We start from the raw sequence: 24,246 nt of genomic DNA, 5'->3' as shown, positions 1-24,246 counted from the left end.
TCGGGGTCATGTTCCAGGACCTCCTGAATGCGGGTCTGCAGCAGGGTGATGCCTTGCTCCAGTTCGACCAGGATCTCTAGCATGCAGTGGTCGTCGGGGTTGAGGTCGGGGAGAAGGCTTTCCAGCTCGCTGATCTGCTGGTTCTCCCGCCAGCGTTGCCAGTGGGCCTGAGCGTGTGGTGAGAGCAGCTCGCTGGCCAGGGTTTGGAGATCTTCAAGGGTGCGCCTGGCCAGCACCCACTCGAGCAGTCCTGGCAGGGGGAATGGTTGCGAGTTGGCCAGGATGGGGTGAGTGGAGCGATGGCGGCGTTTGGGTGACTGGCGCCCTTTCTTGTGTTTGTGGCGGCTCATGGCTTGCACCCCCAGACGGCCAGGAGGCCGCAGTGTGTGCCGTGGTGCTCCCATTCGGCGGGCAGGGCGGCCAGGGTCTCCTTTACCTGAGAGAGGGGGACCTGGTTGACGCTGGCCAGAGCGGGGGCGACGCTCTCCAGGGAGGCGAGCAGGTCCTGACGGAAGAGGGGGGCGCCATGTGCTTTGCCCGCGAGAGGGGCCTGACAGTGGCGTACGACCGGGTCGAGGCCGAGGCTGCGCAGCCAGTCGGGGAGCTGGAGGGGGGCGGCCATGTGCAGACCGCGCCGGGCGGCCAGGGCTTCGAACCAGGTGCGGACCTGGGCATGGCGTGGGCCTTCGTGGAAGACTTCATTGGTGGCTTCGACGAGTTCGAGCCAGCCGCCGGGTCGGGTGACGCGCAGCAGATCGGCGAGGACGCCGGGCCAGGCGGTGAGGGGGATGGCGGCGGCGAGGAGGCGCTGATGGACGTAGTCGAAGGAGGCGTCGGGGAAGGGGAGGCCGCTGAGGAGGTCGGCCTGGATGGATTGGCAGCGTGGGGGCAGGGGGCTACGCAGGAGGGAGAGGTCTTTGTCGAGGGCGATGAGCCGGGCCTGGCGCCAGCGGCGGGCGGCCTCGCGCAGCCAGATGCCGGTACCGCTGCCGACGTCGAGGATGGCCTGCGGGTGCTGGACGGGGGCGAGGAAGTGGGTGCCGAACAGTTGGCGCAGGGCGAAGTGTTGCAGGTCGAGGCGGTCCTGTTCCTGGCGGGAGCGGGGCAGGACGTAGGGGTCGTCCGGCCCGCTGGGCGCCAGGGAGCCGGCGGCGGCCTGGGCAGCCTGGCTGGCTGGAAAGCCGAGCAGACGGGTAAGCCAGTGGCGGATCATGCGTGCTCCTCCTCTTCTGTGGTCTGGCGGGAGAGCAGGCGATGTAACTGAACAGCCCACTGCGAGCGCGGTAGGCGCGGCAGAACAATGGGCTGCGGCGCGGTGAGGCAGAGGTCACGCAGGCGACAGCGCGCGCAAGGGCGCACGAGCTGCCCGGGCGCTCGGTATGAAACAGGTTGGGGTGCGGTGGCCATTGGCCGATTTCCTCCTTCTTTTATCGCTGCAATAGTCCCTCTGCAGCAAAGGTGCATGCTGCCAAAGCTCTTATCAATCCAAGTTCTCCTTGGAACGGCTACTTTATCATTGGCCCCTTCTTATCCTAAGAGGCCGCTCCTGACCTTTGCTATGTAGCTGGGCCAAAGCTGAAATTCCATTTCTGGATGCATCTGCCTGCCAGGCAGCAGTCTTCCTTGCCGTGGAGGCTGCTGCCCCAGCCCTGCCCTGAGAGGAGCAACAGTCTCTTTCTCTTTCCAGGTGCTGGGGAAACGTCACCATAAGGACCCCTGGCTTGTAGGGTGGTTGTCACTAGCGGTTCTATTTGAATGGATAAATCGCCATACATATCGCGTTACTATCCATGAGTATAGCCTGCGTTTCTGGCAGGGAGCCTTATCTAAGCTATCAGTTCTGCAGGATTTCCCTTCAGTTGTAAAGGCTTGGCCAGCATTGAGTGGTGTTAACACCGCTCTTTCTTCTGCAGAGACTCTTGTCTGTGTTATACTGTCGATAGTTGATGGATAGATTGAGGGCGGAAAGTGAGGAAGAAAGACGCTGTGTTTATAGGAAGAGGAGGAGTGTCTGTAGATGGGGCCGCTGGATGACGATCCTGGTAAACAGCTGCAGAGAAAGGTCAATCTGCTTTTGCGTACAGCGCGAATGCAGCGCGGCTGGAGTCAGCAACAATTAGCAGACTTTGCGGGCATTAGTGTTGCGACAGTAGAGCGTGCAGAGCGTGGAGAGCCGATCCGCATAGATAGCGTACAGCGTCTCTGCCAATGCCTGGGACGTACGCCGGAAGAGTTAGGATTAGTCCCTCCTTTGGTAGGAACAGGACAGATATCGGCAGGACCGTCAGCTGCCCTGTTGCGAGGATCATCGATTTCTGCTGCTGTGCCCCCTTTCACTACGGGCTTTGTGCAAACAGAAAAAGATGCCAACGACGAGGAAGAGGCCATGAAGAGACGAGATGCTAGCTTGCTCCTTGCCAGCCTTGCAGGGGGGATGATTGCAGTTCCATCCAGCTCAATTGCTTCTATTGCCTCCCTGTGGTCAGATGAGCTTTTGGCCCTCTACAGGCGAGCTGTAGAAGCATGCCAGGGCCTCTACAATGAAGGTAAATTTATCTATCTAGAGGCTATCCTCCCTCTCTATATTCAGCAGCTTAGCGCCCTTGCAGAACGTACTTCGCCGCTGCAGCGAGAATCTGCCCGTCTGGCTGCTTCAGCCTGTGAGTTGGGATGTGCCCTTGCGACTGAACGCACTGATTTTGGTACAGCGATCCAGTACGGCAAACGAGCCCTCGACTTTGCGCGGCAAGCTCAGGATGCAAGCCTCTCTGTTGTTGCTTGTATACGCCTTGCTAATGTCGGTTGGCACCAGGGACAAGGGACTGTCGCCATACGTGCCTACCGGCGCGCATTGACCTTTGTAGATGAGGAAAAGTCGTCTATCTCTCCTGCCTTGAAGGGGCGAATCTACGCCGGCCTAGCTGAGGCTTCAGCGCTCTGTGGAGATCGAGCAGGGGCCAGTCAAGCGCTTGACCTGGCCTACCAGCATTATCTTGCCGAGAATGGTCCACGCCGCTATGCGCTCTACATCTTTGGTGACGTTCAGACGCGTCTTTTGCTTGGGCAAATACATGAAGCACGCTCAGCCTTGGAGCAAGCAGCCAGGGAGATTCCTCCAGAGACCCTCACCGGCATCTACCGCGTGGATTTCCTTTATTACCAGGCTGCTCTTGCCCATGCCCAAGGGGATCTTGAAGCGGAATGCACATTCCTTGTTAATGGGATTTATCAAGCCAGGAGTATAGAGTCACGTCTTTACTTTCATAAATTTGCGAATAGCTACCAAGCGCTTAAATTGCAATGGAAGCATGAAAAGAGAGTGACGAGCTTAGAGGAGCATTTTCAGCTCTGGTAGTAAGTGAAGGGTTCCCGTCGGGCTAGCCGGTTCCATGAACAGGCAATCGAGGGCATTGCGTCTGGCGCGCAAGCGTCGCGGGTGGAGTCAGCGCGAGCTGGCCGATTTTGCGGGGGTCTCGCTCTCGACGGTCGAGCGGGCTGAACGCGGGGAGGCGATCCGCATTGATAGCATCCAGCGTTTGTGTCGCTGTCTTGAGGCCTCGCCCGAAGCGTTGGGCCTCTTGGGCTTGCCAGCCGAGGAAGGTTCTGGCCGTGCTCTGGCTAAGGATCTGCGTGAGTTGATGGCGCCTGCCGGCCAGGAGTTGCCGCCACTCGCCCAGCTTTGCGCTCAAGACCTGCTGGCTGCCTATCAGCGAGGCATCAGGGCCCTGCAAGATCTCTACTTTGGCGGCGCCCCTGCTCAGGTAGAGGCCCTGCTGCCCCTCTATAGGGAGCAAATCATGCTGCTGGCCCAGTCGCCGACGCTGAGCCAGGCAGGAGCCGCGGCGCTGGCGGCTCAGGCCCAGTTGCTGACCTGCGAGCTGGCGACCGATCGCGAAGACTTCGGGCAGGCGGCGCGGGCTGGTAAGCGGGCGCTGGAACTGGCCAGGCGAGCCGGCGATCGCAATCTGGCAATAGCGGCCTGGATTGGCCTGGCTAACCTCCATTTTCACCAGCGACAGAGTGCGGCAGCCCTGGCCTGCTACCAGCAGGCTGTGGCGCACTTCACGCCGGCGGTCACGCCCCTGCTGAAAGGGCGGACGTACGCAGGACTGGCGGAAGTGTCTGCTATGCGCCAGGCCAGGCAAGAAGCGCTCCGCGCCAGGGAACTGGCTTACGAGCACTATCCGCAGCGGCCTGAAGAGGACCCAGCCTACAGCTATCAGCGGTCGAGCCGCTACTCGCTCTATGTCTTTGGAGATGCGCAGACACAGCTCTTTCTGGGGCAGCCGAAAGCGGCAGAGAAGGCTCTGCAGGCATTGGAGGGGGAGACGAGCGATCCAGAGCAGGAACCTATCACAAGGGTGGATCTGCTCTACTACTATGCGCAGGTGCGCCTGCAGCAGGGATCGATGGAAGAGGCCGGCAGCGTCGTGGCCGAGGCGGTGCAGTTGGCGCGCCGGTTGGGGTCGCGGCTCTACTTCAACAAGCTGGCAGAGGTCTATGAGCGTCTGCGGGAGCGCTGGCCGCATGAGCGGCAGATTGGGGCGCTGGAGGATCTCTTTGCTCCCTGGTAGAGGGAGCGGGTGGGGAGGTACCCAGGAAAAGGCTGACCTGCAAGGAGCTGGGAGCCAGCGAGGGAGACGGACAAACATCTGATCTCCTTCCTCTCTCTTCTCTCCAATAAAAGCTTGTTGCTTACCAGCATGTAGAACTGAAGCTGTGAAGCTGTCAGGGGCCAGGGCGGGCACAGTCTTCTCTTATTTACTTGTCTGCTTCTATCCTAAGAGACCGCTCCTGACCTGTGCTATGTAGCTGGGCCGAAGCTGAAATTCCATTTCTGGATGCATCTGCTTTTGAGTATAGATGACTGCCAGTCTAAAACGGCCTCCAGAGCGGAACACATTGAGCACGAATTGTGAACAGTGTGAGCACATTTTGCGCATGCCTTTCTTGTATAACTTGCCCTTTGTAAGGCATATCATTTTTCTCTGCACATTACTCTGTACAAGGCCGGAAAATGTGTATATACTAAAGGCAGTTGCGCACTTTCATCACTATCTGGCTGGAGGCTGTGATGAAGGATGGTTCTAGATCGAGTCCCGTAGAAACCTCTATTGGATATTGGATATTGGATTAAGAAACAAGGATACACCATTCAAGAAGTAGCTAATGAGGTAGGAATCTCGCGCCGTACACTCTCCAATTACATAGCGGGCGTGCGCATGCCGCCGAGGAATGTGCTCCAGAGAATTGCTACTATCATCGGTTGTGATCCGCAGTGCCTGCTCGGAAATGGTCAAACTCTCTGCGACAACGAAGAAGGAGTTTTTGAGAGGAAATCTCTAGCGAAGTCCAGGGCTGCTGTATTAAAAACGCTAGATCGTCAGATCATAGATTGCTATGAAGACCGTCTTGCGTTAGCTTGGCGCTATTATTACAGCGGCCACGTTCTGTCAGCGATTCAAGAGGCCAGTACTCCCCTACGCTGGCTAGAATCAGATTTGGAGGCCGCCCGTGGTCAAGCGTGGGGTCTGCTTTTAGGCTTTCAAGGGCGTTTCCTGCAAGTCATAGCCACTGCTTGGCGAGATCTGTTGACGTTTGAGCAGGCATTGCCGCACATCAACCGAGCGCTGGCTATCGCCTTACACCTTGATCAGGCAGAGCTACTTGCTTCTGCTCTTCTTCGCAGAGCAAGGATTTATTTACTTCTGAATCTGCCTCAACTGGCAATTCGAGATCTGGAGAGGGCAAGCGTCTATGCGCAACGCTCCCGTGATCCCCTCAAAAGTTATGTAGAGATTTGTCTTGCTGAAGCATATTCTCTACTTCCTGATCGAGAAAGCCAGAATGGAGCGCTCAGAAAACTTGATCAGATTGGCAACCTGCTGGCTGCGATAAGAGGCCCGCTCGATGGAGACGGTAGCTATACGCGGGTCGATACGGTAGGGTGGATGATAGAACGTTCTCACGTTCTTGCTCGGATCGGAAGGCTAAGAGAAGCGAGAGAAGCACTTGAGAGCATGATTGACCAGGTTGGCGGAGCCTGGACACGCTGGCAGGGAAATTTCTCTCTGGCCTTTGCTGAGTTGTCGCTCAGAATCAAGGAGCTGGATGAATGTTGCTCCTATCTGCGGCAGGCTCTGGTTATTGCTCAGGCTTTAGGGTCAAGAAATCAGATTGTGCGTATAAAGTCGATCATTGAAGGATTAATGACTATTGATCCTCATTGCCAAAGTGTCAGTGGGCTTATGCGGGATCTTGGTGATCTGATACGTTCAATAGTGGGAAAAGGTCAATGAGCAATCAGGTTATCACTACAGATGTCTTGATCATTGGCGGTGGCGTGATAGGTTGTGCCATTGCTTATGAGTTGAGTCGGGAAAGAATTTCCGTCACGCTGGTAGACCGGGGACCTATCGGGGGAGGGACTTCTCGCGTGGCTTCTGGCTTGCTCGCTCCGATCAGGCCGTTCTTGCCGCCTGATCACAGACGCATGCGCTTACTGGTGCATGCCCTCAACACTTTGCGCGCTGAGCTGGCTGAGCTGGAAGAGATCAGGCCAGAGATTGTCTATCAGCAGACCAGGCTACTGCGCCTCTGTCGTGCCGATAAGCGGCTCCAGAAGTGGCTTGCCTCCTGGCAGCAGGCAGGAGTGACGCTTGAGGTGGTTGATCAGCAGGAGGCCCGGCGGTGGGAACCGTATTTGTGCTGTCTCGATGACGGCGATGAGACGGTAGTAATTGCTCATTCCCATGAGCTGTACCTTGATGCACGGCGCCTCATCGAGGCTTATGCCGAAGCCGCGCGCAGGCAAGGTGCCCTGTTTCTCCCTTATCGGCCTGTGGTGGGTCTCTTGAGAGAATCCGGGCGTGTTCTAGGTGTGGAGACACCGGAAGGACCGATCTGGCGTCATCACCTGATCATTGCCGCTGGGGCCTGGTCAACTCAGTGTGCCTCGTGGCTGGACCAGCCTCTTCCCTTGCGGCCTCAGTATGGTCAAGCAATTGTAGTAGTCGGGCCTGCTTCATCACTCAGATATGTCTTTGTGGGCAATGGGATCTACCTTGTGCCGCGGGCTGAGGGCCTGCTGATAGGAGCCACGCATCGGGAGCGAGGCTTTGATGCCAGCCCGATGGAGGAAGATACCCTTGATCTGCTGACCAGAGCACGCCGTCTTGTTATGCTGGCTGACTGCCGCGTGATTCAGGTGCGGGCAGGCTTGCGACCGGTGACGTCGGATCACCTTCCGCTCATCGGCCCGCTGTCCGAGGGCGTCAGTATTGCCAGCGGGCATGGTGGCTTTGGGCTGCTCTGGAGCGCGTTGACAGCCCAGGCGATGAAAGCCTTCATTATGACAGGCCAGATGCCAGGCTCCCTGCACTGTTGTGCTCCCCAGCGCTTCCAATGACCAGGCTTTTAAGAGGCGATCAGACAGCCTATGATACTGCACGTGGTATTGCTCAGGCCGAAGCCGGAGACGAGTGAGTAGAAGATATGGCAGACTCCTGAGCTGGTGGAAGGACTGCGGCAGAAGATCGCCGGCATCAGCGAGGTGGTGGCCGGGCAGGACCACCATGTGACCAACCACAAGGGTTATCGCTTGTCCTCTTTCCGATAGTTAGTCCGAGGCTGAAGTTGCACTTCTGGTCGAACTTGCCTGGTCATTGCCGATGCGCCGGATATTCTCTATACTGAAGATAGCTCCCTCTCTGGAAGAACATGGTGTTTCTGGGAATGGAAGGAGAGAACAGAATGTCGCTGTCTGCTGAGCGGCAGTCTTCCGATTCGGCTGATGCCTCGGCTCTCTCCTGGTGGGTAGAGCTTGGCTATCCTTCTTTCGAGAAAGGACCTGACGGCTGGCCTCGCCCGGGCCAGGTGATCCGCTACTACCGGCGTCTGAAGCGGCGCCCTGATGGCAAATGCTGGACCCAGGCCGATCTGGCGCGGGCGCTCGGTATCACAGAAAGGGCAGTGCATAATATGGAACACTTTGATCAAGGTTTGGACAGCATCACCCGCCGACGGTTTCTAGCCGAAACCTTGCAGATCCCGCCGGTATTGCTCGGGCTGACGCTGGCTCCTCTGGCGCCAGCGTCGTCGGCTGCTGCGAGCCGTACGAGCCGTACTTCTGAGCCATCAGCTCCGCACCTGCCGCGCTTCACTGCTGACTATGAGCAGTTGTTTGCCCAGGAAGAGCGCGCTTGGCAGAACTATCATGCTGGCAATGCTGCGCCGGTTCTTCCCCAGGTACAGGCTGCTCTGCAGACGCTCTATGCGCAGCTTCCCTTTGTCGGGAGCGAGCGGCTGCGCACAACTCGCCTATTGGTTTCCTATCACCTGCTGGCGAGCGCCATTACTCGCGACCAGGGGAGCTATAGTCAGGCTATCGAACATGCCAATCGCGCCGTCGCTCTGGCCCAAGGTGCGGAAGAGGTAGAGCTGCTGGCCGTTGCCCTCTACCGTCGTCAGACAGTCTGGCTGGATGCCCGGCAGCCGCAGCCAGCGCTGCAGGATGTGCAGCGGGCGCGGACGTTGTTGCCTTTGCTGCCGTCCTGGCTACAGGCGGCGCTACTGATTCGGGGTGCCTTCAGTCGGGTATATGCGGCCTCGCGGGGATATGTGCCGCGATCGGGCGAGGCTCTGCGTGAGATGGAGCAAGGGGCAACTCTCTTACAGCGCGAGCCGGCGCCGAGTGAGGCGCGTGCAGGGTATTTTCTGCTCATCGATCTCCGTCGCTATCGTGTGGATAAAGGGGCGGCTCTGCTGGAGCTGGGTCGGCCTCGAGAAGCCCTGGAGATCTTGCCGTCACAGCGGCGAACGGGTGCTGTTCGCCACAGCGCCTTTACGGACCTGTTGACGGCGCAGGCCTACATCGAGCTGGGCGACTATGAGATGGGCGCAGCGCTAGCGCTGGACCTCGTTGAGCCGCTCCGTCAGATTGAGAGCCAGGTCAACTTGAAGCGCTTGCAGCGACTCACCGAGCGGCTGGCGGCTTCGCCGTTTGGCAGTGCGCCGGAGGTGGCGCGCCTGCGACTGCTACTGAACCAGCCGGGGCGCGGACGTGGGCGCATCGTCTCGATCGGATAAGACGAGGCAAAGGAAGGCAAAGCAAGGTAAGCAGAAGCTCTACGGTGAAGATAGTGCCTGCCTGGAGAGCCAGGCCGAGCGGGGAGGAGAAGAAGGAGACTGATGCCCGGTCCCAGGTTCCAGGCAGGCCCTCTAGTCTCCTTGGTGTTCTGATCCCAAAGCGGGCGAAAGCGGCTTGCTGACCCGGCGTCTGAAGCGGCGTCCTGATGGCAAATGCTGGACCCAGGCCGACCTGGCGCGGGCGTGCGCTGTAAGCATGCAGAGCGTTTGCAATCGGTGACCTGCCTGGAGGGGGAGAAGCGGGAGCAAAGGGAGCAAGAGGATACCTGGCTCCAGGCAGGCCAGGCGTGGGCACGAGGACAGAGCTGACGAGACTGCCACCTACCACGACCTCAGTGCGCTTCCCCCAATGGTTCCCGAGAGAGGGAATCGATCCCTGCCATCGATTGTCAAAGCAATCGCTCGCCTTTTTCACTGGTCTAGTCTCGCTATCAAGAGATGATGAACTCCTGGTTCTGCTTTTCCTTCGGAAGCTCTTGCGTTGCTCTCCCTCCCTCCGTATACTGGCTCTAGCGTTTACGTGGCTTCCCTGTTTTCCGCAGAGGGAAAGGAGCGCCTGATAGCAATGGCTGCTACGTCTGAATCGCTGGGGAGCTGTCATGATCGCGCTGGCGGTTGTCCCTGGTGGGTACAGCTTGGCTATCCGCCTTTTGAGGCGGGGCCTGATCACCTTCCTCGCCCGGGGCAGGTGGTCCGTCACTATCGGCGTCTGAAGCGGCGTCCTGATGGCAAGCGCTGGACCCAAGCCGACCTGGCGCGGGCGCTGGGCGTCACTGAAAGGTATGTGAACCTCATGGAGCATCACGACGAAGGCTTTGACAGTTTCTCTCGACGACGATTTCTCGCGGAGATCCTGGCCATCCCTCCTGTCCTGTTGGGCCTGGCGGAGCTGCCGGGTTTCGGGCAGCAGACTGCAGCGCTGCAACCTCCCGCAGTGATCAGCCGTCCGGCCATTGATGTGGAGCAGGTGGCACGACGTTTGTCCGCCTTGAATCGCAAAGGGGACCTCAGTACCGCTGGCCCGGAGCTGCCAGTGGTTGAGACCACCCTGGGCGGGCTGTATGAGGCGTTGCCGTTTGCCAGAGGAGATCAGCCACACCTCAAACGCTTGCTGGTGGGTTATCACACCCTGGCGGGTTCGGTACTGCGCGATGAGCAGCAGCCGCAGCGAGCGCTGGAGCATCTCAACAAGGCTGTTGGTTGGGCCAGCTCCCTGCAACAGGAGCCGCAGCTGGCCTTTGCACTCTACCGACGGATGACGGCCCTGATCGAGTTTGGCCAGATTGAGCAGGCGCTGCAGGATGAGCAACGGGCGCGGCGGCTGCTGCCGCGTCTGCCGGCTGATTTGCGGGTCGCGCTCTTGCTGCGCGGTGCGCTGGCTCAGGCGCGGACAGTGGAGGCGCAACGCCGGCCAGGCGGGGTGCTGGCGCTGTTGGATGAGGCGGCTGCCTGGCTGGGCGAGGCCCTGGCCGGCTCGGGAGGAGATCATCACTATCATCTGCCTTTGAGTAGGGAGCGTTTTCAGATTGATCGGGCCGCGGTGCTGTTGGCACTCAACTGGCCTCGGGAGGCGTTGGATAGTCTGCCAACGCGCCAGTTGAGCGGTATGACGCGCGCCAATGTCTATGCAGAGCTGTTGGCGGCGGAGGCCTATGCGCGGCTGGGCGAGTATGAGCAGGCGGCGGCGCTGGGCCTGGAGGCGGTACCTGTGGCGCACGCGATCCGTAGTCAGGTGAATCTGGACCGGGCGCGCCGGCTCGTGGGGCAGCTGGCGGCTTCGCCGTTTGGCAGTGCGCCGGAAGTGGCGCGCCTGCGGTTGTTGCTCAACCAGCCGGGGCGCGGGCGCGGGCGCACTCTCTAGACCAGGCCGGGTGAGGCAAGCAGCTCTGCAATGAAGATGGGGCCTGCCTGGGATGCCAGGCCGAAGGGAGGGGAAGAAAGAGGCTGATGCTTGATCTCAGCTTCCAGGCAGGCCCTCTGGTCTCCTTGGTGACGGCAGGCTGAGCGAGGCCGCTGCTGTTCGCCCTCGCTGGAAGTGCTAAGGGAAGAGCCTCCACTTCCTCATTCTAAGCGGCATCGCTCCGCAGCTTACTTCGTGCACCTATCGAGGGGGGAGCCTGTCGGAAGCAAGGCAAACCTGCCGAGACAGGAATGGCTCAACACCCTCCGACGTCGGCCCGATAGAGAAGCTCGGCGCTGCTTTGGAATCACCCTCTGCCAACCTGGCAGTCAGCACAGAATCTTTCAGCGCCAAAAACAAACCTGGATTGACCATCGCCGACACTTTCCAATACACGTCTTTCTGGCGCAGGCCCTGCTTAGGCAGACGTTGTATGCCAAGCCTGCACCCATCGACCGTAACATCCTTAATCTCCTGCCAGGGGACAAACTTTCGCCCCTTACTCAACCCCGCCTGATTCACTCTCATCTCCCCGAAAACCAACGTCTCTCCGGCCTGTAAGGCCGCAATGGCCCCCGGCAAGCGATGAGCACAGATCTGCCTGTTGAGCAGAGAGATCAACTCAGGCTTCTTCAGTAGAGGCCCTTTCAGGTTCAACCATCTCCCGTCGACACTCTGCAAGCGATAAGACTCCTTACGGACAAACTCCATCTCTCCACTACTCCCGGTCACAATGCCTTTTATCTCCTCCCTGTACCACAGCGCCTCGATCTGGTCCCAGCGCAAAGCCATCAACCGCTGGCCCTGCTGGCAAACAAAACCGTCAAGGCAGACATAGACCCGCCAGCCAAGGCAGGCCCAGCGAGGAACCATCACCCAAAGCCAGCCAAGGCAGCAAATGATGACGATCTCTGGTTGGCGGCAGAGCGCCAGACAGCTCACCAGGGCTGTGAGGAAGGGCACGCCCGTGGCTGTCTCGACCAGGCAAAAGAAGAAGCATACAAGTAGAAGCATGGCTCCCAGCCACAAAGCCTCCACGACTCCTGACAGCTCAAGCAGCGTCAGCTTGTAAACACGCAGTGGCGTACCCAGGCTGTATTGCAGAATCAGCCTATCCACTGCCACTGGCATCGGCTCCCCCTCAACAGTGGGTGGCCATAGACCTTGCACGCGGGTCATCGTAAATCACCGGCCTTCCTCTCGCACTGGTGAACCATTGACACGCTTATCGATACCCGTGGCATTACCTTCTACCCCTCAAGGGGGCGAAAGAACAACCTACCCATTTCCACAGAGCATAGACGACAATCTATGACAAGTCAAGAGACAAAAGAGGACAGATTGCAACAGTGGTAGTGAGAAGATTCCTGGCAGGAACAACAGATACAGCGACTGGCTTCAAGGTAGCCCGCTTTTGCTCTTGAGGAAGAACCGCGCAAAACGCTGCTCTCCGACCTGGCAAGGGGCAAGTGACCATAGAGATTTGCCATGCGCCTAGGCTGCTAACCTGCCACAGCTATCCTATGGGTGGTACTGGCAGGTCAGTGCCCTGTGCTGAAGAGGGCGAAGCAAGTGAGTGGAAGCGGCTAATTCAGTGAGCGAGAGCGAGCGGTCAGCAAGGGGAGGAAGCCGCAACGACTGCCGCCGTAGGCCGTAGACGGTGGATGGGTCGCTCCTGCTCTGCTCTCCGAGGCTCACACGGCCAGCGCAGAAGCAGCACTAGCGAGCGAGCCGCCGCACCGTCCGGCGCCTGTCGCCGTGTGAGAGAGAAGAAGGATCAGCAACCCTACTGATCTGAGGGAAGCACGCGGCGCAACATGCTAATCACGAGCGCCATCTGCTCTTTGAGCGTTGTGGTATCGACTTTGAGATCAGAGACCTGCTCTGCGAGTTTCTCAGTGTCCCCCTTGAGGGCTGCAAACTGACGATTGGTCTGTTCCTCAAAGCGGATCAGGCGCTTCTCCTGGCGCTCGAAATCGAGCTTCAGGCTGTCCTGGGCGGTCTCAATGCGCGTCAGCGCCTGACGCATATTGCGGTGATCAATGGCCAGGAGATCGACTTTGCCCAACTGACCTTTGAGCATCGCGATCTCCTCTTGCAGAGGTGCCAGCTTTTGATCGATCAGTTGCTCAACTTCCTCCCGACTTAGCATGCGATCGACTCCTCATCATATTTCCTCAAGGCATACGCTATTTCCTACCACGCGGGCTGCTTGCTTAAAGCGAGACCGCCCACTGTGAGCATAACATCCCGGGCGTCTCCCGTCAAGCAACGCCAGCCAATCCCTGGCTGTCTCTCGCCTATGGGCCTGGCAGGCTCCCGGCTCCCCACCGCTCTCCCTCTTGGGGGCCGACCTTCTCCTGCCCGCTTGACTTTCGTTTATCGATAATTTATTCTTGATAGAGAGCAGCGGCACAGAGACATGTGCCGGCCTGGCTAGCCTGGACCTGCTCTTGCTTTACTACTTGCTTGCTTCTGAGTGCGCCAGCCGTGTGCACGCGCCACACGGCCCGGCCAGCGTTCAGCGCGAGGAACGCTCACACCCGACCAGGGCCGGCAGGATAGCCAGAGGGCGCGCCAGCCCAGCGCTGCGCAGAAGCCAGACAGCCCTCCCTGTACCCGAGGTCGGGACCCGTTTTCAGAGAGGAAGGCTTATTTTATGAGCAGCAACGACGAAGTCCTGGGCACATTCTACGGCGACGAGAGCTTTCCCATCAGTTGGGAAGAGGGCGAGCAGGAACTGTTCTGGATCTACGACGACCTGCACATCCCTAACCCCGTCTCGCCCATGTTCTTCGACATTGGCGGCTGGTGGCTCACCTGCGACCACATGTTCCGGCGCTTCGGCACCCCCTTCGCCTGCGACTGGATCGCCAAAAACATCAACGGTTACGTCTACACCGCCGCCGTACCCGCCGACTCCTCACTACACGCCGAAGCCACCGAATACCAGGCGCGCTACGTCCCGCGCGTCCCGCGCGATCCCGACTATCCCCAGAAAATCGGCGCCTACATGAACGCCGTCCTGCCCCACTACGCCCACAACTTCCTCGACTGGTGGCAGACACGGCTGCGTCCCGAAATGGAGCGCAACTTTGCCTACCTCGACAACTACGACACCGAGCACGCCAGTCTCGTCGAGCTAGCCGTCCTCCTCGAGGACGCCATCGACATCCACGACCGTCACTGGAAAATCCACTGGATGCTCAACTTTGCCCAGTTCTCTTCGACTCTCAACCTCAACGCCCTCATCCAGGAAATCAAAGGCCAGGTCGACCCCAACCTGATGGGGCGCCTGCAAAGCTCGCTGGCCGACCGTAACTGGGACTCCATCGAGGCCCTCTGGCGCATCAAAGAAGAGATCAAGGCCGACGACGACCTGCGCCAGCTCTTCAAGCGCGGCGAAACCGCCGCCGACATCTGGCGCGCCCTGCAACAATCCTCGCGCGGCCAGCAGCTCATTCGCGAGCGCATCGAGCCGTATCAGCAGGAATTCGGCTACAAATCGATCTGGTCCCACGAATTCGCCTTCCCCACCTGGAAGGAGCAGGCCACCCCGATCATCGAGATCCTGCGCGGCTACCTGGAGACCGACTACGACTATCCGCGCACCATCCAGGGCGTACGCGAGGACCTTGACCGCGCCATTCACGAACTGATGGACGACGTCCCGCCCGGCGAAGGGCGCGAGCGCCTGCAACAGGCCCTTGACCTCTCACTGCGCATGAACCCACTCACCCCTGATCATCACTTCTACATCGACCAGGGGACCAACGCCCGCCTGCGCCTGGTGCTCATCGCCATCGGCAAGAAGCTGGTCCAGGCCAAACTGCTCGACGACCCCGAAGACGTCATGTACCTGCGCTACAACGAGCTGCGCCTGCTCATGACCAATCCCGGCGCCGTCCCCGCCCGCGAACTGGTCTCGCAGCGGCGCGACGAGCGCGAGCGCGCCTACAACATTCGCCCGCGCGAATGGGTCGGCACCGCCACCAAAACGGCCCTGGCCTTCCCCTACAACGCCCTCTGGGGCTTCCCGGAGAAGTTCTACAAGCAGCCGGCCCAGAAGAGCGACGAAATCCGTGGCCTGGCCGCCTCGCCCGGCGTTATCGAAGGACCGGCGCGCGTCGTCCTCTCACTGGAGCAGTTCGACCAGGTACGCGAAGGCGACATCCTCGTCTGCCGCATGACCAATCCCGCCTGGGTCGTACTCTTCACGCGCATCGTCGGCCTCGTCACCGACGCCGGCGGCGTGACCTCGCACCCGGCGGTTGTCTCGCGCGAGTTCGGCATCCCGGCAGTGGTTGGCACCTCCGACGCCACCCAGCGCATCAAGACGGGCGACCGCATCCGCGTCAACGGTGCCACCGGCGTAGTGGAGGTCCTTGCTTGACGCTGACACGCAAGAGCCTGCGCCAGCAGATCAAAGAGATCCTGCTCACACGCATCCTGCAGGGCGAGTACCGACCCGGCGACCGCCTGATCGAGCTGCAGATCGCCCAGGAATTCGGCACCAGCCAGGCGCCGGTGCGCGAATCCCTGCGTGAGCTAGAGGCCCTCGGCTTCGTCGAGTCGGTCCCCTACCGCGGCGCGCGCGTGCGCGCTGTCTCCCAGCAGGAACTGGCCGAAGTCTATCCCGTGCGCGCCGCCATTGAAGAGGTGGCGGCGCGAGCGGCGGCGGTCCGCCTGGCCGGCGACGTCGGTGCCCTGGAGGCCGAGATCGCCGCCATGCACCGCGCTGCCGACGACGGCGACCTCTATGCCCAGGTCTGCCACGACGTCGCCTTCCATCGCCTGATCGTCGACGCCTGTGGCAACCGCGTCCTGCAGGAAGTCTGGCGCTCGCTGCGCATCGAGGCCCGCACCCTCATCAGCGTCGTCAAAACCGAAATCGAGCCGCACCACCTGGCCGACATGCATCGTCCCATTCTGGAAGCGCTGCGCGCCGGCGACGGCGACCTGGCAGGCCGCCTGCTGCGCCAGCATGTCGAATTCTTCGGGGAACTGGTCCTGAAAGGAGAACACGCATGACTCGCCTTGTCGATCTCTCAATGCCGGTGCACAAGGGCATGATGACCTTCCCGCGCGTCGTCCCGCCGGCCCTGCTGATGTACGAGACCTGGCAAGAATTCGCCGAAGGCATCGGCGCCGCCCAATACGGAGCCACCTGGCTGACGGCCTCCTATCTCGTCATCCAGGGCGACCACATCGGCACCCACTGCGATGCTCTCAAACACGTGCGCGGCCCCGAGGCGCCCGGCCCCGAAGGCATTCCCCTGGAGTACTGCTACTCCGACGGCGTCGTCCTCGACTTCCGCGACAAGCCCTACGGCTACGGCATCACGCGCGCCGACATTGAGGAAGCCCTGGCCAGGATCAACTACACCCTCAAGCCGCGCGACATCGTTCTGATCCAGACCGGCGCCTCCGCCTACAATACCGAGCCACGCTATCTCACCGATCACTGCGGCATGACGGCGGAGGCCACCCGCTACCTGATCTCGCAGGGCGTGCGCATGATGGGAACCGATGCCCCAACCTTCGACCCGCCCGTCTGGGCCATGTTCGAGCGCAAACAGTTCTGGGAAGCCCACCTGGTCATGAAAGAAGAAGACTACTGGCACCTGGAGAACCTGGTCAATCTTGATCAGCTGCCGCCCTGCAACTTCAAAGTGGCCGTCTTCCCCATCAAGTGGGTCGGTACCACCGGGGCGCCCGTGCGCGCCGTCGGCATCGTCGAAGATGAGGGCTAGCGCCGGCAGTCAACGAGCGACGAGAGAGAAGGAGTGCGTGTATCATGCGACAGCAAGTGCAGGGGGCGATCCTCTGGTTTGACGAGGAAGCCTGCTGTGACGTGCGCCAGGCCGGCGGCAAAGGGGCCAGTCTGGCAACGATGACCGCCCAGGGCCTGCCGGTACCGCCGGGCTTCGTCATTCCGGCCTGCGTCCTGGAGCAGTCGGTCGACCGCGAGCGTCTCCTTGCCCTGGCACTGGACCAGCGCCACGCCGAAGCTCAGGAGCTGGTCCGCCTGGCCGAACCGCCACGCGAGGCCATCGTGGCCGCCTACGAGCGCCTTGCGCCCGGCAATGGCCTGGTAGCCGTGCGCTCCTCGGCCTGTGCTGAAGATTCCGAAGCGGCCAGCTACGCCGGCCAACAGGAGACCTACCTCAACGTGCGCGGGGCCGAAGAGGTCTGTCGCCGTGTCGTCGACTGCTGGGCCTCCTTCTTCAGCGAGCGCGCCCTCTTCTACCGCGCGCGCAAAGGCTCGCTGCGCGACCTTGGCATGGCCGTCGTTGTCCAGAAGATGCTCGCCCCCGAGAAGTCTGGCGTCCTCTTCACGGTTGACCCCGTCAACCGGCGCCGCGACCGCCTGATCATCGAAGCGGTCTTTGGTCTCGGAGAGCAAGTCGTCTCGGGCGAAGTCACTCCCGACCACTACGTGGTCGATCGCGCCGGCGCCATCAAGCGCGAGCAGATCGTCGGTACACAGCGCGTGCTGGAACCGGAGGAGGTTCGCCGGCTGACGGAGCTGGGCCTGCACCTGATGGAGCTGTTCGGCGTCCCCCAAGATATCGAGTGGGCCATCGAAAACGGACAACTCTATCTGCTGCAGTCGCGTCCCATTACCACCCTCTGAGCGGCTGTGCTGCTTCTTCTTTTTCTTCTTCTTCCTTCCTTGCCAGGCTCGCCCGTCCTGCCGCTACGATCCACCGGAAGGTGAGGCCGGAGTGAGACGGGGCGGGCGAGCGGGTGGGAAGGACAGATAGGTGGGTGGCACTGGACCACCCCGGGCGACGGGCCAGAGCGATGGCGCCTGTCGCCCGACGCAACGAACGTGCAATGCAAGTGTGCGAGTGAGAGAGCGCGAGAGCTAGCGAGCTAGAAAGAAGCTGGAAGCCTTATGGCCAGACCAATTCCTGCGTGGCTTGCCCCGACCTCCCTGGAGGAGGCCCTGGAACTGCGCGCCCGTTATGGCGAGGAGGCCACGGTTGTGGCCGGCGGCACCTTTGTCGGCATTCTGATCAATCAGGGCCTGTTGCAACCCGCTGCCCTGCTCACCCTACGCCAGATAGCGGAACTGGCCTACCTCCGCGTCGAGGATGCCAGTGCCAGCGGCAAGCCTCTGCTGCGCATCGGCGCCATGACCACTCACCGCGCCCTGGAGCGCTCGCCGCTGGTTCAGCGCGGCTGGCCTGTGCTGGCCAGCACCTTCGCCCTGGTCGCCAGTCCGCGCGTGCGCAACCAGGCCACCGTCGGTGGCGTCCTGGCTGATGCCGACTATGCTTCCGATCCGCCGGCCCTGCTGCACGCCCTCGGCGCCAGCGTCGTCGCGCGCAGCCCCCAGGGCCAGCGCCTGATCTCCGTCGAGGAGCTGATTGTCGGCCACTATGAAACCAGCCTGCGCCCCGACGAGCTGCTCACCGAAATCCAGGTTCCCGGAGGGATCGAGGGGGCCGTCTACCGTAAATTCCGATCGCGCTCCAGCGAAGACCGCCCCTGCGTGGCCGTCGCCGCCGTGCGTCGTGAGGGACGCCTGCGCGTCACCGTCGGCGCCGTCGCCGAGCGCCCGCAGTATTTTCCTGAAATCTGCGCTCTGGCCGAGGGCCAGGCGGGCATCAATGCAGAGCTGGCGCGCGAGATCGGCGAGCGCTACGCCGCCGCCATCGAGCCGCTCAGCGACGCGCGCGGCTCGGCCCGCTACCGCCGGCGCGTCATCGCGGTCGAGGTGCGCCGAGCGCTAGAAGATCTCCATCAGCAGATCATCGCCACGGAAGGAGGGAGCCAGCGCCATGTCTAGGGCCATGCCTGAGCCAGGCGAGAACACCCATCGTACTGAACCTGACCCGCGCGTGACCGGGGCCATCCGCTATGCCCAGGATGTCGAGCTGCCTGATATGCTCTATGCCTGCATTGTGCGCTCGCCCTACGCCCATGCCCGCGTTCTGCGCGTTGACACCTCGGCCTTGCCCGCCGACGTAGTGGCCTTGACTCCCGACGACGTACGCGCTCTCGGCCTCTACGGCTGCCAGATCAAAGATCAGCAGGTGCTGGCCGTTGAGCGCGCCCTCTACATTGGCGACCCGGTGGCCGCCGTCGCCGCCTCCTCGCCGAGGGCCGCGCGCGAAGCCGCCGAGCTAATTGAGGTCGACTACGAAGAGCTGCCGGCGGTCTTCGACGCTGTCGAGGCCATGCAGCCGGGCGCGCCCCTGCTTCATGAAGATCTGGCCGTCTCCCAGAACGACGCCGCCTACTTCGGCATGCGCCCCGAGCCGCAGCGCAACGTCTGCCACCACTTTCGCATCCGCCACGGCGACATCGAGCAGGGCTTTGCCGAGGCCGAGGTCATTGTCGAAGAGACCTATCGCACACCCAGCGCCCAGCATGTCCCGATGGAGCCTCATGCCTGTCTGGCGCGCTGGACAGCCGACGGGCGCCTGGAGGTCTGGACGGGGACGCAGACGCCCTTTAACCTGCGCATGGACCTGGCCGGCATCTTCGGCCTGCCCCAGGAGCGCATTCGCATCATCGCCCCGCCGATGGGCGGCGCCTTTGGCTCCAAAACCTTCGTGCGCTACGAGGCTATCGTCGCCTGCCTGGCGCGCAAGGCCGGACGCCCCGTCAAGCTCGTCTTGCGGCGTGACGAGGAATGGCTGACCCTCAACCGTCATCCGTCCGCCATCCACGTCAAGCTGGGCGCCAGACGCGACGGGACCCTGGTCGCCAAGCAGGTCACCTGCTGGGCCAACACCGGCGCCTACGCCGACTGCGGCCCCGGCGTCGCCCAGAAGATGGGCTTCGCCTCGCCCGGTCCCTATCGCATCCCTCACGTCTGGGTCGACTCCTACTGCGTCTATACCAACCTGCCATCAAACGGCGCCTTCCGCGGCTACGGGGCCACGCAAGCCGTCTGGGCCTCGGAGCGCACAATGGACCTCCTGGCCGAACGCCTGGGGCTGGACCCGCTGGAGCTGCGCCTCAAGAATGTGCTGGTTGATGGCGATCGCTACTGTACGGGCGAAGTCATGCACGATGTGCATTTCGCCGACTGCCTCAAGGCGGTAGCCGGGCAGATCGGCTGGCGCGAGGGACGGCGTGGCAAGGGCCTGGCCGTGCTGCTCAAGGGCATGCAGACGCCGAGCCGGGCCTCAATCGTCGTCGAGGCCAACGATGATGGCAGCTACACGGTCCACTGCGCCACCGCCGAGATGGGCCAGGGGGCCTGGCGAGCCATCCGCATGCTGGCCGCCGAACAGCTCGGCGTGCCTGTCGAACGTGTGCACTTCCCTCTGCCGGACACCGACATTGTGCCCTACGATACCCGCACCACCTCCAGCCGCTCGACCTACATGATGGGGCGGGCCCTGGTGGAGGCTGTGCGCCAGCTCAAGGAGAACGGCGAGCTGGGCTACGGCGAGTGCGTCAACGAGGGCGGCCTCGATCCCGACACGGGCCAGGGCATCGCCTCGACCCACTGGCATCAGGGAGCCGCTGCCGCCGAGGTGCGAGTCGACGAGGAGACCGGCAAGCTGGAGGTCGTTCACCTGCACACGGCCATCTACGCCGGGCGCGTCGTCAATCCGCCGGCGGCCCAGCTGCAAAACGAAGGCTCGATGATCATGGGCCTCGGCAGCGCCCTCTTCGAGGAGATCACCTTTGCCGAGGGCCAGGTCACCAACGCCAATCTCTCCGACTACAACATCCCGGCGGCTGATGACCTGCCGCGCATCACCTACGACCTCATCGAGCGACCCGGCGCCGAGATCCACGGGCTGGGCGAGACCGCCCTACCGCCGGTGCCCGCCGCCATCGGCAACGCCCTCTTCTCGCTCGGCATCCATGTGCGCGACCTGCCGCTCACGCCCGAACGTGTCCTTGAAGCGAGCGAGCGCCGCCGCGTTCGCAGCGCTGCGCCGGTCTAATCTCGACGGAAGGGCAGAAGGAAGAAGGGAAGGAGCGCCATCATGGCAGCAATGGAGATCCATTTCACACTCAACGGTCAGCCGGTCGCAGTGCAGGCCGAGCCAGACGAGATGCTGCTGGAGGTCCTGCGGCGCGAGCTGGGCCTGCGCAGCGTACGCGAGACCTGCGGCCTGGGTATCTGCGGCGCCTGTACGGCCCTGCTCAACGGCCAGCCCATCTCAACCTGTATTCTGCTGGCGCCGCTGGCCGAGGGCTGCGAGATCACCACCGTTGAGGGCCTGGGCGGCCATCATCCCGTCCAGCGCGCCTTTGAGGAGGTGCAGGCCTTTCAGTGCGGCTACTGCACTCCTGGCATGATTCTGACCATCAAGGCCCTGCTGGAGGAGCAACCAGCGCCAGACGAGGAGACGATCAGACGGGCGCTCGGGGGCAATCTCTGCCGCTGTGGCTGCTATCTCAAGATTGTACAGGCCGCCCAGCGCGCCGCGGCCCTGCTGGCCGAAGAACGACGGCGTCAGCCGGGGCCTGGAGCCGCCCCTGTCTCGTAATGCCGCCTCTGTTATCCTTAGTGAGAGAGAGAATCAGGAGTCGCCAACCATGAAATTTGTGACCTACGATGCGGGCCAGGGACCGCGCGTCGGCCTGCTCGAGGGAGAGCAGATCTTTGATGTGGGCTTCGCGGGCGACATGGTGGCCTTCATCGAAGCCGGGGCCCCCATCGCCCGCCGGGAGCCTGTCAGCGGGGCGCGCCTGCTGGCGCCGCTGCGTCCTCGCTCCCTGCGCGACTTTCTGGCCTTTGAGGGCCACCTCAAGAACGCGATGGGGCGCCTCGGACGACCCATCGCCCCCGAATGGTACACAGTGCCCGCTTACTACAAAGGGCTGCCCGATACGGTCATTGGCCCCGACGAAGAGATCCCCTGGCCGGCCTACACCGAGCGCCTCGACCATGAGCTGGAGCTGGCCGCCATCATTGGACGGCGTGGCAAGGATATCCCCAAAGAGGAGGCCATGCACTACATCTTTGGCTACACCATCTGGAACGACGTGTCGGCCCGCGACGTGCAGACGCGCGAACTGCCTGTCAACATGGGGCCGTGCAAGGCCAAGGATTGGGACGGCTCCAACGTGCTGGGACCCTGCATCGTCACCGCCGACGAGATCGATCCGGGCAACCTGCGCATGGTCGTGCGCGTCAACGGTGAGGTCTGGGGTGAGGACAACTCGGGCCACATGCACCACACCTTTGCCGACATGATCGCCTACGCCTCCCAGGCCCAGACCCTCTATCCCGGCGAGGTCTTCGGCTCCGGCACCGCCGCCGGCGGCTCCGGGCTGGAGCTGGATCGCTGGCTGCGCGAGGGCGACGTGGTCGAGCTAGAGATCGAAGGCATCGGCGTCCTGCGAAACCGCGTTGGCAAAAAACAGCCGCAGAGAGGAGCGTAACACAAGCTATGGCCTACATTGTTGCTGCCTATTGGCGTGCCAAGCCAGGTCAAGAGGAAACCATCCGTCGCGTCCTGGAGATCATGACACCCCTGTCGCTCCAGGAACCTGGCTGTCTCTTCTACCAGCCGCATCGCTCGCCCGACGACCCGCGCCTCTTCTTTATCTATGAGCAATATGCTGACGAGGCGGCCTACGAGGCCCATATGGCCACCCCGCATTTCGAACAGTATGTCAAGGGTGAGGCCATTCCCAATCTGGAGAGCCGCGAGCGCCACTTTTTCTGGACGCTCTGATCAGTTGCGTCCGCTGGGGAGAGGAAGAAGCGCCCACCTGCAGGCTGGCTTGCCCATCTGGTGGGCTGGCCTGCAGCTCACCCCATATATAAATAAAAGGAATCCATAGAGCAGAACGAAGGCGAGGGAGGCTATGACTAAAATCATCGATTTGACGCCGGCGGTCCCCGAGGGCTTCAAGGGACCACCGTCAACCAACATCGGCGTTCACTTCGAGGTACGCACCAAAATCGGTGAAGGAGCCGTGGGCGAGCGGCCCTACTGGCAGTCGGGCCAGGTGACCATGAGCCTGCATACGGGCTGTCACGTCGAGTCGGCCCTGCACTGCTTCGAGCGCGGCGAGGCCATCGACCAGGTGGCCCTTGAGCGCGTCATCGGTAGCGCCGTCGTCCTCGATCTAACGCCCGTTGAGGAGCGCATGCTCATCGACGTCCCGCTGCTGGAGCGAGCGGTCGAGCGCCTGCGCGCTCGCGGGGAAGCGATTCGCCCCGGCGACATCCTGCTCTTGCGCAGCGACTGGGCTCAGCGCGCCATCGGCACGCCCATCTACTTCCCGCGCTCGCCGGCCCTGACCGAGGCAGCGGCTCGCTGGCTGGTCGCGAAGCAGCCCAAGAGCATCGGCTGCGACTTCTTCGAGGAGCCGGCGGCCCGTGAGCAGGGCTGGACCGCCGATCAGTTCGTGGTCCATCGCACCATTCTCGGGGCGGGCATTCCCCTCATTGAGGGGCTGGTCAACCTGGCGCAGTTGCCGCCGCGCTGCCAGTTCTTCGCCCCCTTCTACCACTTCGCTGGCATCGACAGCGCCCCGGCGCGCGCCTTCGCCCTCATCGCGGAGGAGCAGCCATGAGCGAGCGGCCCGCGCCGCTGGTGATCCAGCTTCTGCGTCACGGGCGCGTCGCCTCGCACCGCGGCGATATCCCCGTGACCGAGGAGGGCAAGCAAGAGATCGCGCGTCTGGCGGAAGCGCTGGCCCCGCGCTTGCAGCCCGGCGAAGAGGTGATCATTCTGCACGCTGCGCCCCGGCGCGCCAGCGAGACCGCTCAGGTCCTCTACGAGGTGCTGAGCCGCACCTGCGCCGCCCGTGCCAGCGAGATGGCCACGTCGGAGCAGCGTATTGTTGTCCACGAGCCGCGGCGTAACGACGCCCTGCGCACGCCCGACCTCTACCTGGCCGGCACGCGCGTCGAGATGGTCAGTAGCGCCGCCGCCCTGCTGGAGCAGCTGCCACCCGGCTGCAGCCTCAGCGCCGAAGACGTCGCGCGTCACCCCTTCTGGCAGGGCTTCTGGAGCACGCCCGACCGCATTGGCTACTGGGTCACGCTGGCTGATCCGCCGGGCGAAGACTCCTTGTGCGCAGCGCGGCGCCTGTGGACCTTCGCGCGCAGTCTGGCCGACGACCCGCCTCGCCAGCCGCGGCGCTACCTCTGCGTCTCCCACTCGCCGCTCCTGCGTGCCTTCCTGCGCCACTACCTGTTCGACGGTGTCGACCCGGGCGAACCCGAGTACGGAGAAGCCATTGGCATCGAAGTCCAGACG

Annotated in this window: 22 protein-coding genes; 17 read left to right on the top strand and 5 right to left on the bottom strand. The window is 62.1% G+C overall.

Going from position 1 to position 24,246, the window contains the following annotated elements:
• The 3 genes from BGC09_RS19590 to BGC09_RS19580 all read right to left on the bottom strand — a co-directional run.
• On the bottom strand, positions 1-350 hold a 350-nt coding region (locus tag BGC09_RS19590; RefSeq protein ID WP_141727867.1), incomplete at its 3' end, for a hypothetical protein.
• A complete protein-coding gene (locus BGC09_RS19585; protein WP_069805907.1) occupies positions 347-1,213 on the bottom strand; it encodes a class I SAM-dependent methyltransferase in 867 nt (288 codons plus the stop codon). The genes BGC09_RS19585 and BGC09_RS19590, both read right to left, overlap by 4 nt.
• A complete protein-coding gene (locus tag BGC09_RS19580) occupies positions 1,210-1,407 on the bottom strand; it encodes a hypothetical protein (RefSeq protein ID WP_069805906.1) in 198 nt (65 codons plus the stop codon). Before BGC09_RS19580 ends, BGC09_RS19585 begins: the two co-directional genes overlap by 4 nt.
• Positions 1,408-2,017: 610 nt before the next feature.
• Between BGC09_RS19580 and BGC09_RS19575 the strand changes: the two genes are divergently transcribed.
• The 6 genes from BGC09_RS19575 (at position 2,018) to BGC09_RS19550 (ending at position 11,008) form a co-directional block, all read left to right on the top strand.
• Entirely contained in the window at positions 2,018-3,355 is a 1,338-nt protein-coding gene (locus BGC09_RS19575) for a helix-turn-helix domain-containing protein (protein ID WP_069805905.1), read from the top strand.
• A gap of 34 nt (positions 3,356-3,389) precedes the next feature.
• The gene (locus BGC09_RS19570; RefSeq protein WP_084659141.1) at positions 3,390-4,574 is read left to right on the top strand and encodes a helix-turn-helix domain-containing protein; all 1,185 of its coding nucleotides are present in this window, start codon (positions 3,390-3,392) and stop codon (positions 4,572-4,574) included.
• 540 nt (positions 4,575-5,114) lie between these two features.
• Positions 5,115-6,299: a helix-turn-helix domain-containing protein gene (locus BGC09_RS22355; protein ID WP_084659140.1), complete on the top strand. Its 1,185-nt coding sequence runs from the start codon at positions 5,115-5,117 to the stop codon at positions 6,297-6,299.
• A complete protein-coding gene (locus tag BGC09_RS19560; protein WP_069805902.1) occupies positions 6,296-7,408 on the top strand; it encodes an NAD(P)/FAD-dependent oxidoreductase in 1,113 nt (370 codons plus the stop codon). Before BGC09_RS22355 ends, BGC09_RS19560 begins: the two co-directional genes overlap by 4 nt.
• A gap of 344 nt (positions 7,409-7,752) precedes the next feature.
• Positions 7,753-9,087, top strand: coding sequence for a helix-turn-helix domain-containing protein (locus tag BGC09_RS19555; protein ID WP_069805901.1), 1,335 nt, complete (start codon positions 7,753-7,755; stop codon positions 9,085-9,087).
• Between the two features lie 625 nt (positions 9,088-9,712).
• Positions 9,713-11,008 carry a helix-turn-helix domain-containing protein gene (locus BGC09_RS19550; RefSeq protein WP_069805900.1) on the top strand — a complete coding sequence of 432 codons (1,296 nt, stop codon included), beginning with the start codon at positions 9,713-9,715 and terminating at the stop codon, positions 11,006-11,008.
• Between the two features lie 240 nt (positions 11,009-11,248).
• On the opposite strand, the gene BGC09_RS23580 is transcribed toward BGC09_RS19550, so the two are convergent.
• Together BGC09_RS23580 and BGC09_RS19540 are read right to left on the bottom strand one after the other, a co-directional pair.
• Entirely contained in the window at positions 11,249-12,178 is a 930-nt protein-coding gene (locus BGC09_RS23580) for a DUF6585 family protein (RefSeq protein WP_369695705.1), read from the bottom strand.
• Between the two features lie 655 nt (positions 12,179-12,833).
• The gene (locus BGC09_RS19540) at positions 12,834-13,199 is read right to left on the bottom strand and encodes a hypothetical protein (protein ID WP_069805898.1); all 366 of its coding nucleotides are present in this window, start codon (positions 13,197-13,199) and stop codon (positions 12,834-12,836) included.
• Between the two features lie 327 nt (positions 13,200-13,526).
• On the opposite strand from BGC09_RS19540, the gene BGC09_RS19535 reads away from it, so the two are divergent.
• The 11 genes from BGC09_RS19535 to BGC09_RS19485 all read left to right on the top strand — a co-directional run.
• A complete protein-coding gene (locus BGC09_RS19535) occupies positions 13,527-15,440 on the top strand; it encodes a PEP-utilizing enzyme (protein WP_218104119.1) in 1,914 nt (637 codons plus the stop codon).
• Positions 15,437-16,078 (top strand): GntR family transcriptional regulator, encoded by a 642-nt coding sequence (locus tag BGC09_RS19530; protein WP_069805896.1) that lies wholly within the window; start codon positions 15,437-15,439, stop codon positions 16,076-16,078. The genes BGC09_RS19535 and BGC09_RS19530 overlap by 4 nt, the downstream gene beginning before the upstream one ends.
• A complete protein-coding gene (locus tag BGC09_RS19525) occupies positions 16,075-16,800 on the top strand; it encodes a cyclase family protein (protein ID WP_069805895.1) in 726 nt (241 codons plus the stop codon). Before BGC09_RS19530 ends, BGC09_RS19525 begins: the two co-directional genes overlap by 4 nt.
• A gap of 44 nt (positions 16,801-16,844) precedes the next feature.
• A complete protein-coding gene (locus tag BGC09_RS19520) occupies positions 16,845-17,684 on the top strand; it encodes a PEP/pyruvate-binding domain-containing protein (RefSeq protein WP_069805894.1) in 840 nt (279 codons plus the stop codon).
• A 264-nt stretch (positions 17,685-17,948) separates the two neighbouring features.
• Positions 17,949-18,845, top strand: coding sequence for an FAD binding domain-containing protein (locus tag BGC09_RS19515; protein ID WP_069805893.1), 897 nt, complete (start codon positions 17,949-17,951; stop codon positions 18,843-18,845).
• Positions 18,838-20,967 (top strand): xanthine dehydrogenase family protein molybdopterin-binding subunit, encoded by a 2,130-nt coding sequence (locus tag BGC09_RS19510; protein ID WP_218104118.1) that lies wholly within the window; start codon positions 18,838-18,840, stop codon positions 20,965-20,967. The genes BGC09_RS19515 and BGC09_RS19510 overlap by 8 nt, the downstream gene beginning before the upstream one ends.
• Before the next feature lie 42 nt (positions 20,968-21,009).
• Positions 21,010-21,516 carry a (2Fe-2S)-binding protein gene (locus BGC09_RS19505; RefSeq protein WP_069805891.1) on the top strand — a complete coding sequence of 169 codons (507 nt, stop codon included), beginning with the start codon at positions 21,010-21,012 and terminating at the stop codon, positions 21,514-21,516.
• A 49-nt stretch (positions 21,517-21,565) separates the two neighbouring features.
• A complete protein-coding gene (locus BGC09_RS19500) occupies positions 21,566-22,414 on the top strand; it encodes a fumarylacetoacetate hydrolase family protein (RefSeq protein ID WP_069805890.1) in 849 nt (282 codons plus the stop codon).
• A gap of 8 nt (positions 22,415-22,422) precedes the next feature.
• Positions 22,423-22,710: a putative quinol monooxygenase gene (locus tag BGC09_RS19495; RefSeq protein ID WP_052890363.1), complete on the top strand. Its 288-nt coding sequence runs from the start codon at positions 22,423-22,425 to the stop codon at positions 22,708-22,710.
• A gap of 133 nt (positions 22,711-22,843) precedes the next feature.
• On the top strand, positions 22,844-23,557 hold the full coding sequence (locus BGC09_RS19490) for a cyclase family protein (protein ID WP_069805889.1): 714 nt from the start codon (positions 22,844-22,846) through the stop codon (positions 23,555-23,557).
• A partial coding sequence (locus tag BGC09_RS19485; protein ID WP_141727865.1) for a histidine phosphatase family protein occupies positions 23,554-24,246 on the top strand: 693 nt, incomplete at its 3' end. The genes BGC09_RS19490 and BGC09_RS19485, both read left to right, overlap by 4 nt.

Source organism: Thermogemmatispora onikobensis (assembly GCF_001748285.1).
In the GTDB taxonomy this organism is placed as follows: Bacteria; Chloroflexota; Ktedonobacteria; order Ktedonobacterales; family Ktedonobacteraceae; genus Thermogemmatispora; species Thermogemmatispora onikobensis.
The sequence above is the reverse complement of the archived record's forward strand: the minus strand, read 5'-3'. Positions and strand labels throughout refer to the sequence as shown.